We start from the raw sequence: 14,061 nt of genomic DNA on the forward strand, positions 1-14,061 counted from the left end.
TGTATAAGAGACAGGCGCAACGCCGCCCGCCCGTCACCACGGCAACCTGAGTTTTACGTTTGTCCCCCCGGCCCATGTCGCGCTATCGTGTCGTATGCGCGGCGACTTCGCCGTTCCGACGTGCTGGTTTGCCCGCATGTGCCGTGCTTGTCCGGCCCGCCGCGTTGCAGGCGTTGCGCCGGCGATTGGCACGAACAATGCGTTGTATGGTTATCGATGACGATCTATCCGACCGGAGACGACATGAAGGAAATCGAACCCACCCCGTGGTTTGACCTTGCCATCCATACGCCGGTACGCAAAGGCTGGTACGAGGTGCAGTTGGCGAGCGGGGACACGGCGTTTGCGAAATTTGGCGATGGCGTGTGGACGGAAAAGCCGTTGCTCGTATTCACGCATTGGCGCGGCCTGTCCGCCGATCCGTCGAAAGCCGCCGATGGCGCGGCCGGGTCGGTCGGCGCTGAAGCCACTGCGGCGCAGGGCGTGCGTGCCGCCTGGAACGCGTTCTTCCCGGGGCTCGGCGAAGAGCAGCACAAGCCGCTCAATGCGGTGCCAAACGGCAAGGCGCCGCATTGAGGGTTTGTTGAAATTCGCTTGAAGCCTGGTCGGGCGGCGGCTCGTGGGCTTCTTCGCGATGGGCGAAGCGTTCGAGGTGGCGCCGGTTGCGGCCTGCCCGCGGTGAAGGCTTAGGCGTTCCGTTCGGTTTCGCCTTCGGCGAATGCTTTGAGCGCATCGCCCGCGAGACGGTAACGCACCCATTCGCTTTGCGGATTCGCGCCGATCGACTTGTAGAAGCCGATGGCCGGCTCGTTCCAGTCGAGCACGCTCCACTCGAAGCGGCCGCAGCCCGTTTCGCAGGCGATTTGCGCGAGATGGCGCAGCATCTGTTTGCCCGCGCCGCTGCCACGCGATGTGGGCGATACGTACAGGTCTTCCAGATAAAGTCCCTGCTTGCCGAGCCACGTCGAATACGAAAAGAAGTACACGCAAAAACCGACGGGCTCGCCGTTCATTTCGCAGATCAGCCCTTTCGCGGGCGCGCCCGCGGAAAACAGGCTCTTTTCGATGTCTTTGACGCCGGCGACGACTTCTTGCTCGGCTTTCTCGTAGACCGCGAGTTCCGTGATGAAACGCAGGATCAGGGTGGCGTCGGAAGCGGTGGCGGGGCGGATGTGGATGGTCAAGGCTGAGTGCTCGGTGAGTTCGGTGAATCGTAGCCGGCTGGCGGGACGCGCCAGATGCGTCGGCGTTGGAACAGACTCACATCGTAGCAAAGAGCCAAAGGCCCCGTGCTTCCCCAGATGGAGCCACGCGCTCTATATTCTTGCGGTTAGCGCGTCGCCCCTCCTCAACCCTCCGGCAACAAAGACTTGCTCCGCCGCTTTCTCGGCTTAGGCTCCACCCCCACTCGCGGGTCCCGCTCCAGCACGAGCGCCGTCAACTGTTCGACAGTGTCTTCAAACGCCGGATGCTGCTGCGTCACGTAAAGCCATTTCCGAAGCACCGGGTGAGGCCCCAACGCAGGCAGATCGGCAATCAGAGCAGCATGGCGTTCGTGCGACGTACAGACGAGCAGTCCATTCCATGGCTTATCGCGGTCGGCGGCAACCAGACACAACAGCCCATCGATATACGCAGCGTCGCAACCGAACATCCGCCGACGCACATAAGTCGGATCGCGTTCGAACGCGTCGAAGATCCAGAGGAGCGAATTGCTGATCGAAGAGGGCATCGGCGGAAAGTCAGGAAGCGCGGCGGATGAATGAGTTTACGCAAATTCCGTGGGTTCGGCAGCGAGCCGATCGAAGATCGAGCAAGTCCTGCTAGGTAAGATGTGCCCAACCTCGGCGAGCATATCGGAACTCGCACACTCCAGACCATGCAAGCTTGCCCATACGCCACCGCTGCCTACACGATGCGCTTCGAAGCCGTTCTCGCCTATATCGATGCAAACCTCGAGGGCGATCTGTCGGTCGACGCGCTAAGCCGCATCGCAAACTTCTCGATGTTCCATTTTCATCGACAGTTTGTCGCGTATGTCGGCGTGCCCGTCGCACGTTATGTGCAACTGATGCGCTTGCGTCGCGCGGCCCGCCGGCTCGCGTCGCAAGCGTCGTGCTCGGTGCTCGATGTTGCGCTCGACGCCGGCTTTGACAGTCCCGAAGCCTTCAGCCGCGCGTTCAAGCGGGCGTTCGGCGCGGCGCCGAGCGTATTCCGCCGGCATCCGACATGGCAATTCTGGAGTGCGAGTTTTATCGTTCCCTACCTTTCGAGGAAACTGACCATGCAAGTGCAACTAGTCGATTTTGCTGAAACCCGCGTTGCAGCGCTCGAACATCGGGGTCCGCCTGGACTCCTCAACGAGAGTGTGCGCAAGTTCACCGATTGGCGTATTCAAAGCGGACAATCGCCGGTGGCGTCGAGCAGGACCTTTGGCATTCCGCACGGCAATCCGGACTGCGGGTGGGGTGCGGAATGCGTTTCGTGTCACTGCTGACCGCATCGGTATTCATTGCATCGAAACGATGAATGCCTTGTTGTGTATTCAGTAATAAATGCAATTCCGAAACGCAAATCGGCGTGAAAAACTCAAAGGCGATTTTCGCGGTCTGCACCTCGCTTGATCGCCGGAACCACCGAATACACCAACTGTCGAATGACAGGTATCACGTGTCCATTTCCATTTGGGGAGATTTCAAATGGCTGACGCGCAACCGGGGCCAATGTCCCTCTCCGATGATGAGGCCCGGCGTCAGTTGCGCCGAGCTGTCATCGCCAGCACGATTGGTACCACGATCGAATGGTATGACTTCTTCCTGTACAGCATAGTCACGGGTCTCGTCTTCGCGAAGCTGTACTTTCCGGAATCGGACCCGCTCGTCGGCACACTCCAGGCTTTTCTGATTTACGCGGTCGGCTTTATCGCGCGGCCGGTGGGCGCGGCGATTTTCGGTCATTACGGCGATCGCATCGGGCGTAAAGCCACGTTAATCGTGACGCTATTGCTGATGGGACTTGCGACGTTTGCCGTGGGCTTCGTTCCGACCTACGCGACGATCGGCATCTGGGGGGCAATCTTGCTCACGGTGCTGCGCTTCATTCAGGGCGTGGGCGTGGGCGGCGAGTGGGGCGGCTCGGTGCTGATGTCGATGGAATGGACACGCACGAACAAACATCGCGGTTTCGTCGCGTCCTGGCCGCAGTTCGGCGTACCGGCGGGATTGTGCATTGCGAACCTGGTGGTGCTGGCCACAAGCCAGATCTCCGGCAGCGCATTCATTACGTGGGGCTGGCGGGTGCCGTTTTTCCTCAGTATCGTGCTGGTCGCGATCGGCCTTTATATTCGCTTGAGTATTCTCGAGACGCCGGTCTTCGCGAAGCTCCTCGCTGAGCGCAGGATCGAAAAGGCGCCGATGCGCGAAGTATTGCGCCGGCAGCCGAAAGACATTCTTCTGTCGGCGCTTGCGCGCATGGCCGAACAGGCGCCTTTCTATATTTTCACGGCCTTTATATTCACCTATGGCGTGATGCGGCTGGGCGTCACACGCGACCTGTTGCTCACGGCGGTGCTGGCCGCAGCGGTGCTGGAATTATTTACGATTCCGTTCTTTGGTCACATGTCCGATCTGATCGGGCGGCGACGCATGTACGTGATCGGCGCCGCTGCTGCCGGGCTATTCGGTTTCCTGTACTTCTTCATGCTCGGCACCCGCAACCAGGCATTGATCTTTGTCGCCATCGTGCTTTCGCTGGTGCCGCATGCAATGATGTATGGTCCCCAAGCCGCGCTGATCGCCGAGTCGTTCACGGGGCGCTTGCGCTACAGCGGTGCGTCGATGGGCTACCAGTTGGCTTCCGTCATTGCTGGCGGTCCCGCACCGTTGATTGCGACCGCGCTGTACGCTTACTTCCATTCGGGCTTTGCGGTGGCGTGGTACGTGTTCGCGTGCGGGGTGATTAGCGTGGCCGCCGCCATGCGCCTGGGCGATCGCACGAATAAAGATATTTCGCGCGAATACGACGACGCGCATGCGATGCCTGACGACAGGCATGCCACTCCATGATCGATCAGGCGGATAGCCGGTCACAGCGGCCATCCGCCCAATTAACCATCAGCTCTTCAACGGCAACCAGACTTCGACTCCACCCATCCCCGTCACCGGATCGAACTGCTCGCCATACCGTTCGAAATGCGGTGCATCGGCAGGCACATGCCCTGATGCGGGCAACCACTGATTCCAGATCGTATTCATCGTGCGGCGAATGCCCGAGATGTGCTCGCGATGATTGAACACCGCATAGCGTTGTGCGGCGATGCGTACACGACTCAACTCTGGCGGCAATGCCGAAAAATCGCCGACTTCGACGCCGCACAGGTAGTCGAAGTTGCCCAGTTCATCGGCGTTGTAGTTAACGCCATAGGCCACCCTGCCGACCTGTCCCGGCACCTTGCCGTACCAGGCGCCAAAGCGCTGCCACTGCGATGGTATCGCCTTGCTGGTCTCGCATGTATAGCGCTCGGTGAGTCCAGCGACTAAAAACGGCTTGCCGTCTTCGAAGCGCGGCGGTTCCAGATGGGTCAGAAGGGTTTCGTCCATTTTGATCGGCTCCACGATGCTCAGATTGTCGAGATGACCCCGCGCGCGCAGCGCGTCCGGCGTGAGCCCGAACAGCTCGCGAAACGCGCGCGTGAATGCTTCGTGAGAGCCGTACCCGGCATCGATGGCGAGCGCCAGAATGTCGGGCGCGCCGTCGGCGAGACGTTGCGCGGCAACGCTCAAGCGACGCGCGCGCACATAGCGCATCACCGAAAGCCCGGTCGCCGCTTCGAACGCGCGCGCCAGATGAAAGCGCGACACGCATGCGCAGCGGGCGATATCGTCGAGCGTCAAGTCGCCGGCGAAGTGGCTTTCGATAAACCAGAGCGCTTTTCCAACCGGATTCATCTCGGCTCTCATGTCAGCATGAAGCCAGCATAGTCAGCGGCGAACTCACGCATTTGATCGCACTTGCGGTTTTGCAGTCGCGGCGGTGGGCCGAGTCGAATCCGCCGCCTCACCATGCACGCCCGCAGCACCACCCGCCTGCCCCGGCCTCAAACACACCCCGCCCACCACGCCGGCCGTCGCCGCAAAAGCCGCCCCAAACAGAAACGCAACGTGATACCCGCTGTTCAGCGCAGCCGCCGCACTCGACGACGCCTGCATCGCCTCGCTACGCGCCGCGGCAAGGCTCGCCAGCACCGCGAGCCCGAGGGCCCCGCCCATCATGAACGACGTGTTGACGATGCCCGACGCGAGGCCCGAATCGGCGGGGTCGACGTCGCTCATTGCGGCCAGCAGCAGCGGGTTGAACGCGATGCCCGCGCCGAAGCCGAGCAGCATCATGCCGGGCAATACGTCGACCACGAAGCTGCCGTCGACGGGCGCGCGCGCGAATAGCGCAAGCCCGCATGCCGCCAGCAGCAGGCCCGCCGCGAGCGGCCGACGCAGCCCGAAGCGCATCACCACACGCGCCGACACGCCCAGCGAAAAGAGTCCCATGATCAGGTTCGCGGGCAGAAACGCAAGCCCCACCTGCAACGGCCGATAGCCGAGCACGCGCTGCAGATACAGCGCCGAAATAAAGAACCACGCGAACATCGCCGCCGCCCACAACACGCCCACTACGTTCGCGGTTGCGACATTGCGCAAACGCAGCAGACCGAGCGGCATCAACGGATGTTCGACTCTCGCCTCGATCGCGAGGAATGCGGCGAGCAGCGCCAGCGCGGCGAACAGCAGGCCGAGTGTCTGCGCTGAAGTCCAGCCCGCGTCGTTGCCGTTGACGACCGCGTAGACCGCCAGCATCAGCGATGCGGTCACGCTGAGCGCGCCGGCCACGTCGAGCCGTTCGCCGTGCGCGTGTCCGCGCGCGGCGGGCAGTAGCGCGACGCACAGCGCGTACACCGCAATGCCGATCGGCAGATTGACCAGAAAGATCCAATGCCAGCTCAGCAGGTTGGTGAGCAGTCCGCCGAGCAGCACGCCGATGCTGCCGCCGCCCGCGCAGACGAAACCATACACGCCCATCGCTTTCGCGCGCTCGCCGGATTCAGCGAACAGATTCATGATCAGCGACAAGGACACCGCGGAGACGATCGCCCCGCCCAGGCCCTGCACGGCACGCGCGGCGACGAGCAGAACTTGCGAATTGGCGAGGCCGCAGGCGAGCGAAGCGAGCGTGAAGAGCGTAATGCCGCAGAGAAACAGCTTGCGGTGTCCGTACAGATCGCCAAGCCGTCCACCGAGCAGCAGACAGCCGCCGAACGTCAGCATGTATGCATTGACGACCCACACGAGTGAGGTTTCGCTAAAGCCGAGATCGGCGGCGATGGACGGCAGGGCGACGTTCACGATGGTCGTGTCGAGCACGATCATCAGCACGCCGAGGCAGAGCACGATCAGTGCGAGCCAACGTTGTTTGCCGTGGAGGGAATGGGTCATGCGGGTGCCCTTTACGCGGATTCTGGCGATTACCGACAACGGGCTTTCGAGTCTAGCACCGGCGCATTTCGCGTCCAACTACGAAATAGTGGTGTGTCGAGGCGGGGGTTTAGTCGGTGCCTCTATACACGAAGAAGCGCCATCGATTTGCATCGCGTCAGGCAAAGAAATGCTTCGAAATCCAAAGTGACGGTGCAAGCTCGAATTCGGCAATTCGATCGCAGAAACAGAAAGCAACCCCCGCTTTTTATTATCGTATGGGACGTATGAGCGGATGATGGTCAGACTTTCATCGAGTGGTTAATGAGCTTTCGGTGTTGCATGCCGCCGTCAATACGCGCTGCCAGCGCGAGTCATGCAGATGACACACCGCGACGGCAGCACCCCTTCCCTTAAACCTTCGACTTACCCCCCATCAACCCATTCGACGGCAACGTCTCATCCAGCAACTTCCTCGCACTTTCAATCCCCGCCAGCGGCAAGCCCTCGGGATTGAGCAGCCCCACCTGCACGAGCACCGAAGCCTGATCCCAATAGATGTGTTCGTTATAAAGCTTGTCGCCGCGGAAGCACACCACGGCGAGCATCGGCACCTCGAAGTACTTGCCCGTCGGCGCGACGCCCGGCAGCAGCCAGTCGATCTCGCAGCTATGCGTGCAGCTGAAAATGAATTCATCGACGACGCGGTCAGAGCCGATCGTGCGCGAAATCGGAATCAGCTTCGTGTCGGGCGGATTCGAGTTGACGAAATGATGGGTGTAAAAGCGCTTCAGATTGTCGTGCCCGACACCGCCCGTCATCGTCGGCACGTGATTGACGTAGGGCTCGGCGACCATCGTCGGCATCACCGCGTCGACGTCGCGTGTCGCGAACTCGTGATAGCAATGCGCCTCCCAAAGCGCGTTCAGATCGTAGAGCGGACCGAGCACCTTGCGCAGTAATGCGAGCGTGCGCGAGTACGCCATCATCGCGGCGGGCTTGTCGTACTGCTTGCGCTGCGGCGCGGCGAACGCGTGATCGCAGCCGGGATACACGTATTGCTCGATTTGCGGCCGCGTGCGCAGTGCGGCGCCAATGCGCTCGCGCGTTTCAGGCGGGCAGTGCGCGTCGTTTTCGGGGAAGTGAAAGACCATCGGGCAGCGGATTGCCGATACTTCATCGAGATGCGCTTCGAGGCCCACGCCGTAATAGCTGACCGCACAATCGACGTCGGTGCGCGCCGCGCTCAGAAACGCGAGCTTGCCGCCGAGGCAGTAGCCCACCACGCCCACCTTGCCGACCCGCTCGGGCAGCTCGCGCAACGTGGCGATGGTGGCGGCGATGTCCTCGACCGCGACATCAGCGTCGAACTGGCCCAGATAGCCGAGCGCCTGTTTCATGTCGGCGTCGCCATAGCCAAGCGAGATACCGGGCTTGATACGCCAGAACAGATCGGGCACGAGCACGACGTAGCCTTCGTCGGCGTAGCGATCGGCGCTCGCCTTCATCGTGTCGTTGACGCCGAAGATTTCCTGCAGCAGCACGAGCCCCGGGCCCGAGCCCTGCGCGGGGCGCGCGACGTATGCGTTGAAACGGCCGCCATCGTGGGCGACGACTTCGATGAAAGAGCCGGCCATGCAGTCTGCCTCCAGTCTCACGAAAGATAGGGGTTACGTCATCGCGCGCAACTCGAAACGTTTGAGCTTGCCGGTTTCGGTACGCGGCAGCGCGCCGACGAACGTGATGACGCGCGGATATTTATACGGCGCCACGTTATTTTTAACGAAATCCTGCAGTTGCGCGACCAGTTTATCGTCGGCCGTGTAGCCGGGGTTCACCACGACGAAGGCCCGCACGATCTGTCCACGCGTTTCGTCGGGCACGCCGATCACGCCGCATTCGGCCACCGCCTCGTGCTGCATCAGCACGCTTTCCACTTCAGGACCGGAGATGTTGTAGCCGGCCGACACGATCATGTCGTCGGCGCGCGCCTGGTAGAACACGTAGCCGTCCGCGTCGAGATAGACGGAATCGCCCGGCAGGTTCCAGCCGTCGCGCACGAAGCGCAACTGCCGTTCGTCGGCCAGATAGCGGCATCCGGTCGGGCCGCGCACCGCGAGTTTGCCGATCGTGCCGGGTGGCACCGGTTGCATGTTGTCGTCGACGGCTTGCACGACGTAGCCCGGCACCGCGCGGCCGATCGCATTCGGGCGGATCTGCGCGCCTTGCGACGAAATGAAGATGTGGATCAGCTCGGTGCTGCCGATGCCGTCGATCATGTCGATGCCGGTCGCCTCGCGCCATAGACGTCGCGTCGAATCGGGCAGCGCCTCGCCGGCCGACACGGTCTTCTTCAGCGACGTTACGTCATGCTGCGCGACGAGCGGCGCCATCTGCCGATAGAACGTCGGCGCGGTGAACATCACCGTCGCATCAAAACGTTCGACCACGTCGAGCAAGGTTTGCGGCGAAAGCTTTTCGACGAGCACCGTCGACGCACCGACGCGCAGCGGAAAGCACAGCAGCCCACCGAAGCCGAACGTGAACGCGAGCGGCGGCGTGCCGCAGAAGATGTCGCTCGCGGACGGCTTCAGCACATGACGCGGGAACAGATCGCACATCGCGATCACGTCGCGATGGAAATGCATGCAGCCTTTCGGCGCGCCGGTCGTGCCGCTCGTGAACGCGATCAGGCACACGTCGTCGGCGGCGGTGTCGCATGCGGTGAAGTGTTCGGGCTTGTTGACGGCGAGCGTGTCGAGCGAATCGGCGGAGTCGTCGTGAAAGCGGCGCGTCTGCTTCAGCACCGCGCTGTAGCACTCGTCCCGCGGATTCGTGCAGCGCTCGAGTTCCACGGTCAGACGCGCGTCGCAAAGCGCGGCGCTGACTTGCGCTTTGTCGATGATCTGCTTGAGTTCCTTCGCGCGCAGCAGCGGCATGGTCGGCACGACGACGAGCCCGGCCTTCAGCGCCGCGAGCGCCGTAACGGCCATCTGCAAGGTGTTCGGTCCGCGCAGCAGCACGCGGTTGCCGGGCCGCAAGTCCATTTCATCGACGAGCACATGCGCGCTGCGGTTGACCAGCGTGAGCAGTTCGCCGTATGTGGTCGCCTGCGGCTTGCCGTCCACGTCCGACCAGATCGCCGGCCGCTCGCGATGCCCCGTGTCGATGGTCCGTTCGAGCAGTTCGGTCGCGCAGTTCAGCCGCGACGGATAAGCGACGTCCGGATTGTCGAGCAGCAAGACGGGCCATTGATCCTGCGGCGGAAGATTGTCGCGCGCGAAAGTATCGACGTGTGCTGACGGTTCCATCATGGTCTCCGAGGCGTTGCCTATGTGTTCGCTACCTGTACGAGGTTCAGTGCGGAATCACCGCGGTGGCTTCGATCTCGACCTTCGCGCGGTCTTCCATCAGCGCGACGACCTGCACCGCGCTCATCGCGATGTCGTAGTCGCCGATCAGCTCGCGAAAGGCGCGGCCGATGTCCTTCAGCGACGCAAGGTACTCGCGCTTGTCGGTCACGTACCACGTGAGGCGCACCAGGTGTTCGGGCTTGCCGCCCGCTTCGCGCAGCACGGCCAGCAGATTCTTCAACGCTTGCTCGGCTTGCCGCGCGAAGTCGTCGGTGTGGAACTGCGCCTGTTCGTCCCAGCCGATCTGGCCGGCGATGAACACCTGCGTGCCGGTCGCCGCGACGCCGTTCGCGTAGCCGCGCGGTTTGACCCAGCCGGCGGGGAGGAGAGCTTTCTTCATCAGCGGTGCGCCTCGATGGAGGACGATGGGGCGTACGCCGCGAGCGCGCTCGCGATGTCGCCGGGAATAGCGATCGATTTGCCGCTGTCGAACGACATGAACACGAGCACCTGTTTCGAGCGGAAACGCGTTTCGCCGTTGCAATGACCGTGAATCTCGATGCCGATCGAACTGCGGCCGATGGTAGTGACGCACAGCGTGAGCAGGATCGTCTGGCCCATCTGGCTCGGCCGCGAGAACTCGCAGTCGAGTTTGACGATCGGCAGGCCGATGCGGCGCTGCGCGATCATCTGCGCGTAGTCGATGCGCAGGCCCTCGTTGAACCAGTCTTCGACGAGCACGTTGGTCATCACGAGGTACTGCGGAAAGTACACGATGCCTGCGGGATCGCAGTGCGAGAAGCGAATGCGTACGGGCCGCTCGAACGACGTGCTCATTGCGCGTTCCCGTTCGCGGCGGCATGCGCCTTCAACAGATCGCGGCCGACGATCAGCTGTTGCACCTCGGTCGCGCCTTCGTAGATGCGCAGCGCGCGGATCTCGCGGTACAGCATTTCGACCGCGCTGCCGCTTTGCACACCCATGCCGCCGTGGAGCTGCACGGCTGCGTCGATGACCTGCTGCGCGCCTTCGCTCGCGTGCCACTTCGCCATCGCGGCTTCGCGCGTGACGCTTTCGCCCTGGTCGCGCAGCCACGCGGCGCGATAGACCAGCAGCGCACTGCTGTCGATCGTCAGCGCCATCTGCGCGAGCTTCGCTTGCGTCAACTGGAAGTCGCCGAGCGTCTGGCCGAACATCTTGCGCGACGCCGCGCGCGCGAGGCCTTCGGCCATCGCATGGCGGGCAAAGCCGAGCGATGCGGCCGCCACCGACGTGCGGAAGATATCGAGCGTGCGCATTGCGATCCTGAAGCCTTCGCCGGGCGCGCCGAGCATCTGGCTCTTGGGCACGCGCGCGTTCGCGAAGCGCAGGCGCGCGAGCGGATGCGGCGCGATCACGTCGATGCGCTCGGCGATGCCGAGGCCGGGCGTCTGTGCATCCACGATGAACGCGCTGATGCCGCGCGCGCCCGGCGCCTCGCCGGTGCGCGCGAACACCACGTAGAAGTCCGCGATGCCGCCGTTCGAAATCCACGTCTTCTCGCCGTCGAGCACGTAATGGTCGCCCTCTTCGCGTGCGGCGAGCGCCATCGCCGCGACGTCCGAGCCCGCTTGCGGCTCAGACAGCGCGAACGCGGCAATCGCCGTACCGCTCGCGACGCGCGGCAGATAACGCGATTTCTGCTCATGCGTGCCGGCGAGCGAGATCGCGCCAGAGCCGAGGCCTTGCATCGCCAGCGCGAAATCGGCGAGCCCCGAATAGCGCGCAAGCGATTCGCGCAGCAGGCACACGGCGCGCGTGTCGATCGTGTCGCCGTGGCCGCCGTACGCGAGGCCGCCGACGCCGTATTTCAGCCAGCCGGCCTGGCCGAGTTCGCGCACCAGCAGGCGGCAGGTGGCATCGGTGTCGCCATGTTCTTCATGCGTGAGATGCGTGCGGCACCACGCGTCGATGCCTGCCGCGAGTTCGCGATGACGCGGCTCGAAAAACGGCCACGCGAGCGGGCTATGCAAATCGATCGTGGTGTTCTGTTGGTCGGCGCTCAACTCAGTCTCCTTCGAACACGGGACGCGTCTTCGCCGCGAACGCGTTGTACGCGCGCTCGAAATCGCGGGTGCTCATGCAGATTGCCTGTGCCTGCGCTTCGGCTTCGATTGCTTCGTCGATGCTCATGCTCCATTCCTGGTGCAGCATCTTTTTCGTCATGCCGTGCGCGAAGGTCGGGCCAGCCGCGAGATCGGCGGCGAGCTTCTGCGCTGGTTCGAGCAGCGCGGCCGGGTCGCACAGGCGGTTGTAAAAGCCCCATGCATGAGCTTCGTCGCCGCTTGCCGAGCGGCCGGTGAACAGCAGCTCGGCGGCGCGTCCCTGGCCGATGATGCGCGGCAGCATCGCGCATGCGCCCATGTCGCAACCGGCGAGGCCGACGCGCGTGAACAGGAACGCGAGTTTGCTGCGCGCGGTGCCGAGGCGCAGGTCGGAAGCCATCGCGAGGATCGCGCCGGCGCCCGCGCAGACGCCGTCGACGGCCGCGATGATCGGCTGCGGGCAATGGCGCATTGCCTTGACGAGCTCGCCGGTCATGCGCGTGAACAGCAACAGCTCGGGCATCGGCAAATCGATCAGCGGCGCGATGATGTCGTGGACGTCGCCGCCCGAGCAGAAGGTCTCGCCCGCGCCGTGCAGCACGACGGCTTTGACGTCGGTCGCATAGGCGAGGTCGCGAAACAGGTCGCGCAGCTCCGCATACGATTCGAAGGTCAGCGGGTTCTTGCGCTCGGGGCGGTTCAGCGTGATCGTCGCGACCTTGTCGGTCACCGACCAGCCGAAATGCTTCGCCTCATAGCCAGCCAGGGTCAGGCGGTTGCCGGCCAACAGTGCGTCGGCATTGGATCGTGTCATGGATTCCTCCAGTGCGAAGTCAGCCTTTCAGGCTGTCGAGCAGATGTTGTTTTAGCTTGCCGAGATCCTGATGCGTGTGCATCTTCTCGTCGAGGCTCAGGCCGCCGAACATTCCGACGACCCATTGCTCATGCGCGACGGCCATCCTGTCGAACGCCTTGCGGCCAGCGGGCGTCAGGCACACGCTGATCGAGCGGCGGTCGTTCGGGTCGGTATCGCGCGCGACGAGCCCTTCTTTTTCGAGCTGATCGGTGATGCCCGTGACGTTGCCCCCTGTCACCATCAAACGGCGCGACAACTCGGTCATCTTCAAACCTTCGGGATGTCGTTCGAGCTGCGCCATCAAATCGAAACGCGGCAACGTGGTGTCGAATTCGGTTCGCAGACGTTTGCGCAGTTCGGCCTGCACGAGATTGGTGGTGGTCAGCATACGCAGCCATAAACGCAGGCCCATGTGGCTGTCCGCACCGGTGCTCATTTCGAGGTCCACGACGTTCTCCGCGGGTTCGGCGATGCCTTTGCGCGACGGTTTAGCATCCGCTGCCGCCGCCGACTTTTTTGCTTGCGTTGATTTGCTCACATCACTTCTCCGCCCGAAATGGAAATGGATTGCCCCGTGATCGCATCCGAGCCGGGGCGGCACAGCCACGACACCGCGCTCGCGACCTGCTCCGGACTCACGAAGCGGCGCTGCGGGTTCGAGCGCAGCAGCGTTTCGCGCGCCTGTTCGTCGGTGCGCGACGTCTTGCTCGTGATCTGCTCGAGCGATGCATGCAGTAACCCGGTTTCGGTATAGCCGGGGCACACCGCATTGACCGTGATGCCGCGCGTCGCGGTTTCGAGCGCGAGCGAGCGCGTGAGACCGATCACGCCGTGCTTCGCGGCGCAATACGCGGCGACGTATGCATAACCGATTTGACCCGCGGTGCTCGCGACATTGACGATGCGGCCATAGTCACGCTCGAGCATGCCGGGCAGTACAGCGCGAGTGCCGAGGAACACGCCGGTCAGATTCACGTCGAGCATGCGTTGCCACAGCGCGATATCGGTGTGCGTGAACGGCGCGGCCTGCGCCTGCCCCGCGTTGTTGATGAGGATATCGACGGCGCCCGCCTGATCGAATGCGCGCGCCACCGACTCTTCTTGCGTGACGTCCACGCCGATACACGCGACCTCGCCCAGCGCCGCGCATTGTTCGCGCTGAGCGTCGAGGCGTTGCAGGTTGCGGCCCATCAGCGTGACGCGCGCGCCGGCGCGCAGCAGCGTCTGCGCGATGGCCGCACCGATGCCGCTGCCGCCGCCGGTGACGACCGCGTGTTGTCCGGCAAGAGGGGTATCTGACATGT

14 protein-coding genes and 1 pseudogene are annotated in these 14,061 nt (G+C 63.2%); 3 read left to right on the forward strand and 12 right to left on the reverse strand.

Going from position 1 to position 14,061, the window contains the following annotated elements:
- The first annotated feature begins 243 nt into the window (after positions 1-243).
- Positions 244-576 (forward strand): hypothetical protein, encoded by a 333-nt coding sequence (locus F6X42_RS11195; RefSeq protein ID WP_187634280.1) that lies wholly within the window; start codon positions 244-246, stop codon positions 574-576.
- A gap of 110 nt (positions 577-686) precedes the next feature.
- Here F6X42_RS11195 and F6X42_RS11200 read toward each other — a convergent pair whose 3' ends face one another.
- Positions 687-1,184: a GNAT family N-acetyltransferase gene (locus tag F6X42_RS11200; protein ID WP_187634281.1), complete on the reverse strand. Its 498-nt coding sequence runs from the start codon at positions 1,182-1,184 to the stop codon at positions 687-689.
- Positions 1,185-1,348: 164 nt separating this feature from the next.
- The gene (locus F6X42_RS11205; RefSeq protein ID WP_187634282.1) at positions 1,349-1,732 is read right to left on the reverse strand and encodes a hypothetical protein; all 384 of its coding nucleotides are present in this window, start codon (positions 1,730-1,732) and stop codon (positions 1,349-1,351) included.
- A 147-nt stretch (positions 1,733-1,879) separates the two neighbouring features.
- Between F6X42_RS11205 and F6X42_RS11210 the strand changes: the two are divergent.
- Positions 1,880-2,458 (forward strand): annotated as a pseudogene (locus F6X42_RS11210) (AraC family transcriptional regulator); the annotation flags it as partial.
- Positions 2,459-2,699: 241 nt separating this feature from the next.
- Positions 2,700-4,064, forward strand: a complete 1,365-nt coding sequence (locus F6X42_RS11215) for an MFS transporter (RefSeq protein WP_187634283.1) — start codon at positions 2,700-2,702, stop codon at positions 4,062-4,064.
- Positions 4,065-4,112: 48 nt separating this feature from the next.
- Here the strand turns inward: F6X42_RS11215 and F6X42_RS11220 are convergent, their stop codons facing one another.
- The 10 genes from F6X42_RS11220 to F6X42_RS11265 all read right to left on the reverse strand — a co-directional run bounded on the left by F6X42_RS11220 (position 4,113) and on the right by F6X42_RS11265 (position 14,059).
- Positions 4,113-4,946 (reverse strand): AraC family transcriptional regulator, encoded by an 834-nt coding sequence (locus F6X42_RS11220; RefSeq protein ID WP_187634284.1) that lies wholly within the window; start codon positions 4,944-4,946, stop codon positions 4,113-4,115.
- A gap of 45 nt (positions 4,947-4,991) precedes the next feature.
- A complete protein-coding gene (locus F6X42_RS11225; protein ID WP_187634285.1) occupies positions 4,992-6,485 on the reverse strand; it encodes a DHA2 family efflux MFS transporter permease subunit in 1,494 nt (497 codons plus the stop codon).
- 392 nt (positions 6,486-6,877) lie between these two features.
- Positions 6,878-8,101, reverse strand: coding sequence for a dienelactone hydrolase family protein (locus F6X42_RS11230; protein ID WP_187634286.1), 1,224 nt, complete (start codon positions 8,099-8,101; stop codon positions 6,878-6,880).
- A gap of 33 nt (positions 8,102-8,134) precedes the next feature.
- On the reverse strand, positions 8,135-9,775 hold the full coding sequence (locus tag F6X42_RS11235; protein ID WP_187634287.1) for an AMP-binding protein: 1,641 nt from the start codon (positions 9,773-9,775) through the stop codon (positions 8,135-8,137).
- A 46-nt stretch (positions 9,776-9,821) separates the two neighbouring features.
- Positions 9,822-10,217 (reverse strand): RidA family protein, encoded by a 396-nt coding sequence (locus tag F6X42_RS11240; RefSeq protein WP_187634288.1) that lies wholly within the window; start codon positions 10,215-10,217, stop codon positions 9,822-9,824.
- A complete protein-coding gene (locus tag F6X42_RS11245) occupies positions 10,217-10,654 on the reverse strand; it encodes an acyl-CoA thioesterase (RefSeq protein ID WP_187634289.1) in 438 nt (145 codons plus the stop codon). Before F6X42_RS11245 ends, F6X42_RS11240 begins: the two co-directional genes overlap by 1 nt.
- The gene (locus F6X42_RS11250) at positions 10,651-11,862 is read right to left on the reverse strand and encodes an acyl-CoA dehydrogenase family protein (RefSeq protein ID WP_187634290.1); all 1,212 of its coding nucleotides are present in this window, start codon (positions 11,860-11,862) and stop codon (positions 10,651-10,653) included. Before F6X42_RS11250 ends, F6X42_RS11245 begins: the two co-directional genes overlap by 4 nt.
- Position 11,863: 1 nt before the next feature.
- Complete coding sequence (locus tag F6X42_RS11255) at positions 11,864-12,715, reverse strand: enoyl-CoA hydratase family protein (protein ID WP_187634291.1); 852 nt, start codon at positions 12,713-12,715, stop codon at positions 11,864-11,866.
- A 19-nt stretch (positions 12,716-12,734) separates the two neighbouring features.
- The gene (locus tag F6X42_RS11260) at positions 12,735-13,295 is read right to left on the reverse strand and encodes a MarR family winged helix-turn-helix transcriptional regulator (RefSeq protein ID WP_187634292.1); all 561 of its coding nucleotides are present in this window, start codon (positions 13,293-13,295) and stop codon (positions 12,735-12,737) included.
- Positions 13,292-14,059 (reverse strand): SDR family NAD(P)-dependent oxidoreductase, encoded by a 768-nt coding sequence (locus F6X42_RS11265; protein ID WP_222945558.1) that lies wholly within the window; start codon positions 14,057-14,059, stop codon positions 13,292-13,294. The genes F6X42_RS11260 and F6X42_RS11265 overlap by 4 nt, the downstream gene beginning before the upstream one ends.
- Positions 14,060-14,061 lie beyond the last annotated feature (2 nt).

The organism is Paraburkholderia podalyriae (assembly GCF_014397785.1).
In the GTDB taxonomy this organism is placed as follows: domain Bacteria; phylum Pseudomonadota; class Gammaproteobacteria; order Burkholderiales; family Burkholderiaceae; genus Paraburkholderia; species Paraburkholderia podalyriae.

Excerpts from the sequence above, each read along its gene's own strand:
- F6X42_RS11220 (WP_187634284.1), bottom strand. The coding sequence starts at position 4,946 with ATGAATCCGGTTGGAAAAGCGCTCTGGTTTATCGAAAGCCACTTCGCC.
- F6X42_RS11195 (WP_187634280.1), top strand. The coding sequence starts at position 244 with ATGAAGGAAATCGAACCCACCCCGTGGTTTGACCTTGCCATCCATACG.
- F6X42_RS11225 (WP_187634285.1), bottom strand. The coding sequence starts at position 6,485 with ATGACCCATTCCCTCCACGGCAAACAACGTTGGCTCGCACTGATCGTG.
- F6X42_RS11265 (WP_222945558.1), bottom strand. The coding sequence starts at position 14,059 with ATGTCAGATACCCCTCTTGCCGGACAACACGCGGTCGTCACCGGCGGC.
- F6X42_RS11255 (WP_187634291.1), bottom strand. The coding sequence starts at position 12,715 with ATGACACGATCCAATGCCGACGCACTGTTGGCCGGCAACCGCCTGACC.
- F6X42_RS11215 (WP_187634283.1), top strand. The coding sequence starts at position 2,700 with ATGGCTGACGCGCAACCGGGGCCAATGTCCCTCTCCGATGATGAGGCC.
- F6X42_RS11205 (WP_187634282.1), bottom strand. The coding sequence starts at position 1,732 with ATGCCCTCTTCGATCAGCAATTCGCTCCTCTGGATCTTCGACGCGTTC.
- F6X42_RS11235 (WP_187634287.1), bottom strand. The coding sequence starts at position 9,775 with ATGGAACCGTCAGCACACGTCGATACTTTCGCGCGCGACAATCTTCCG.
- F6X42_RS11245 (WP_187634289.1), bottom strand. The coding sequence starts at position 10,654 with ATGAGCACGTCGTTCGAGCGGCCCGTACGCATTCGCTTCTCGCACTGC.
- F6X42_RS11230 (WP_187634286.1), bottom strand. The coding sequence starts at position 8,101 with ATGGCCGGCTCTTTCATCGAAGTCGTCGCCCACGATGGCGGCCGTTTC.
- F6X42_RS11240 (WP_187634288.1), bottom strand. The coding sequence starts at position 10,217 with ATGAAGAAAGCTCTCCTCCCCGCCGGCTGGGTCAAACCGCGCGGCTAC.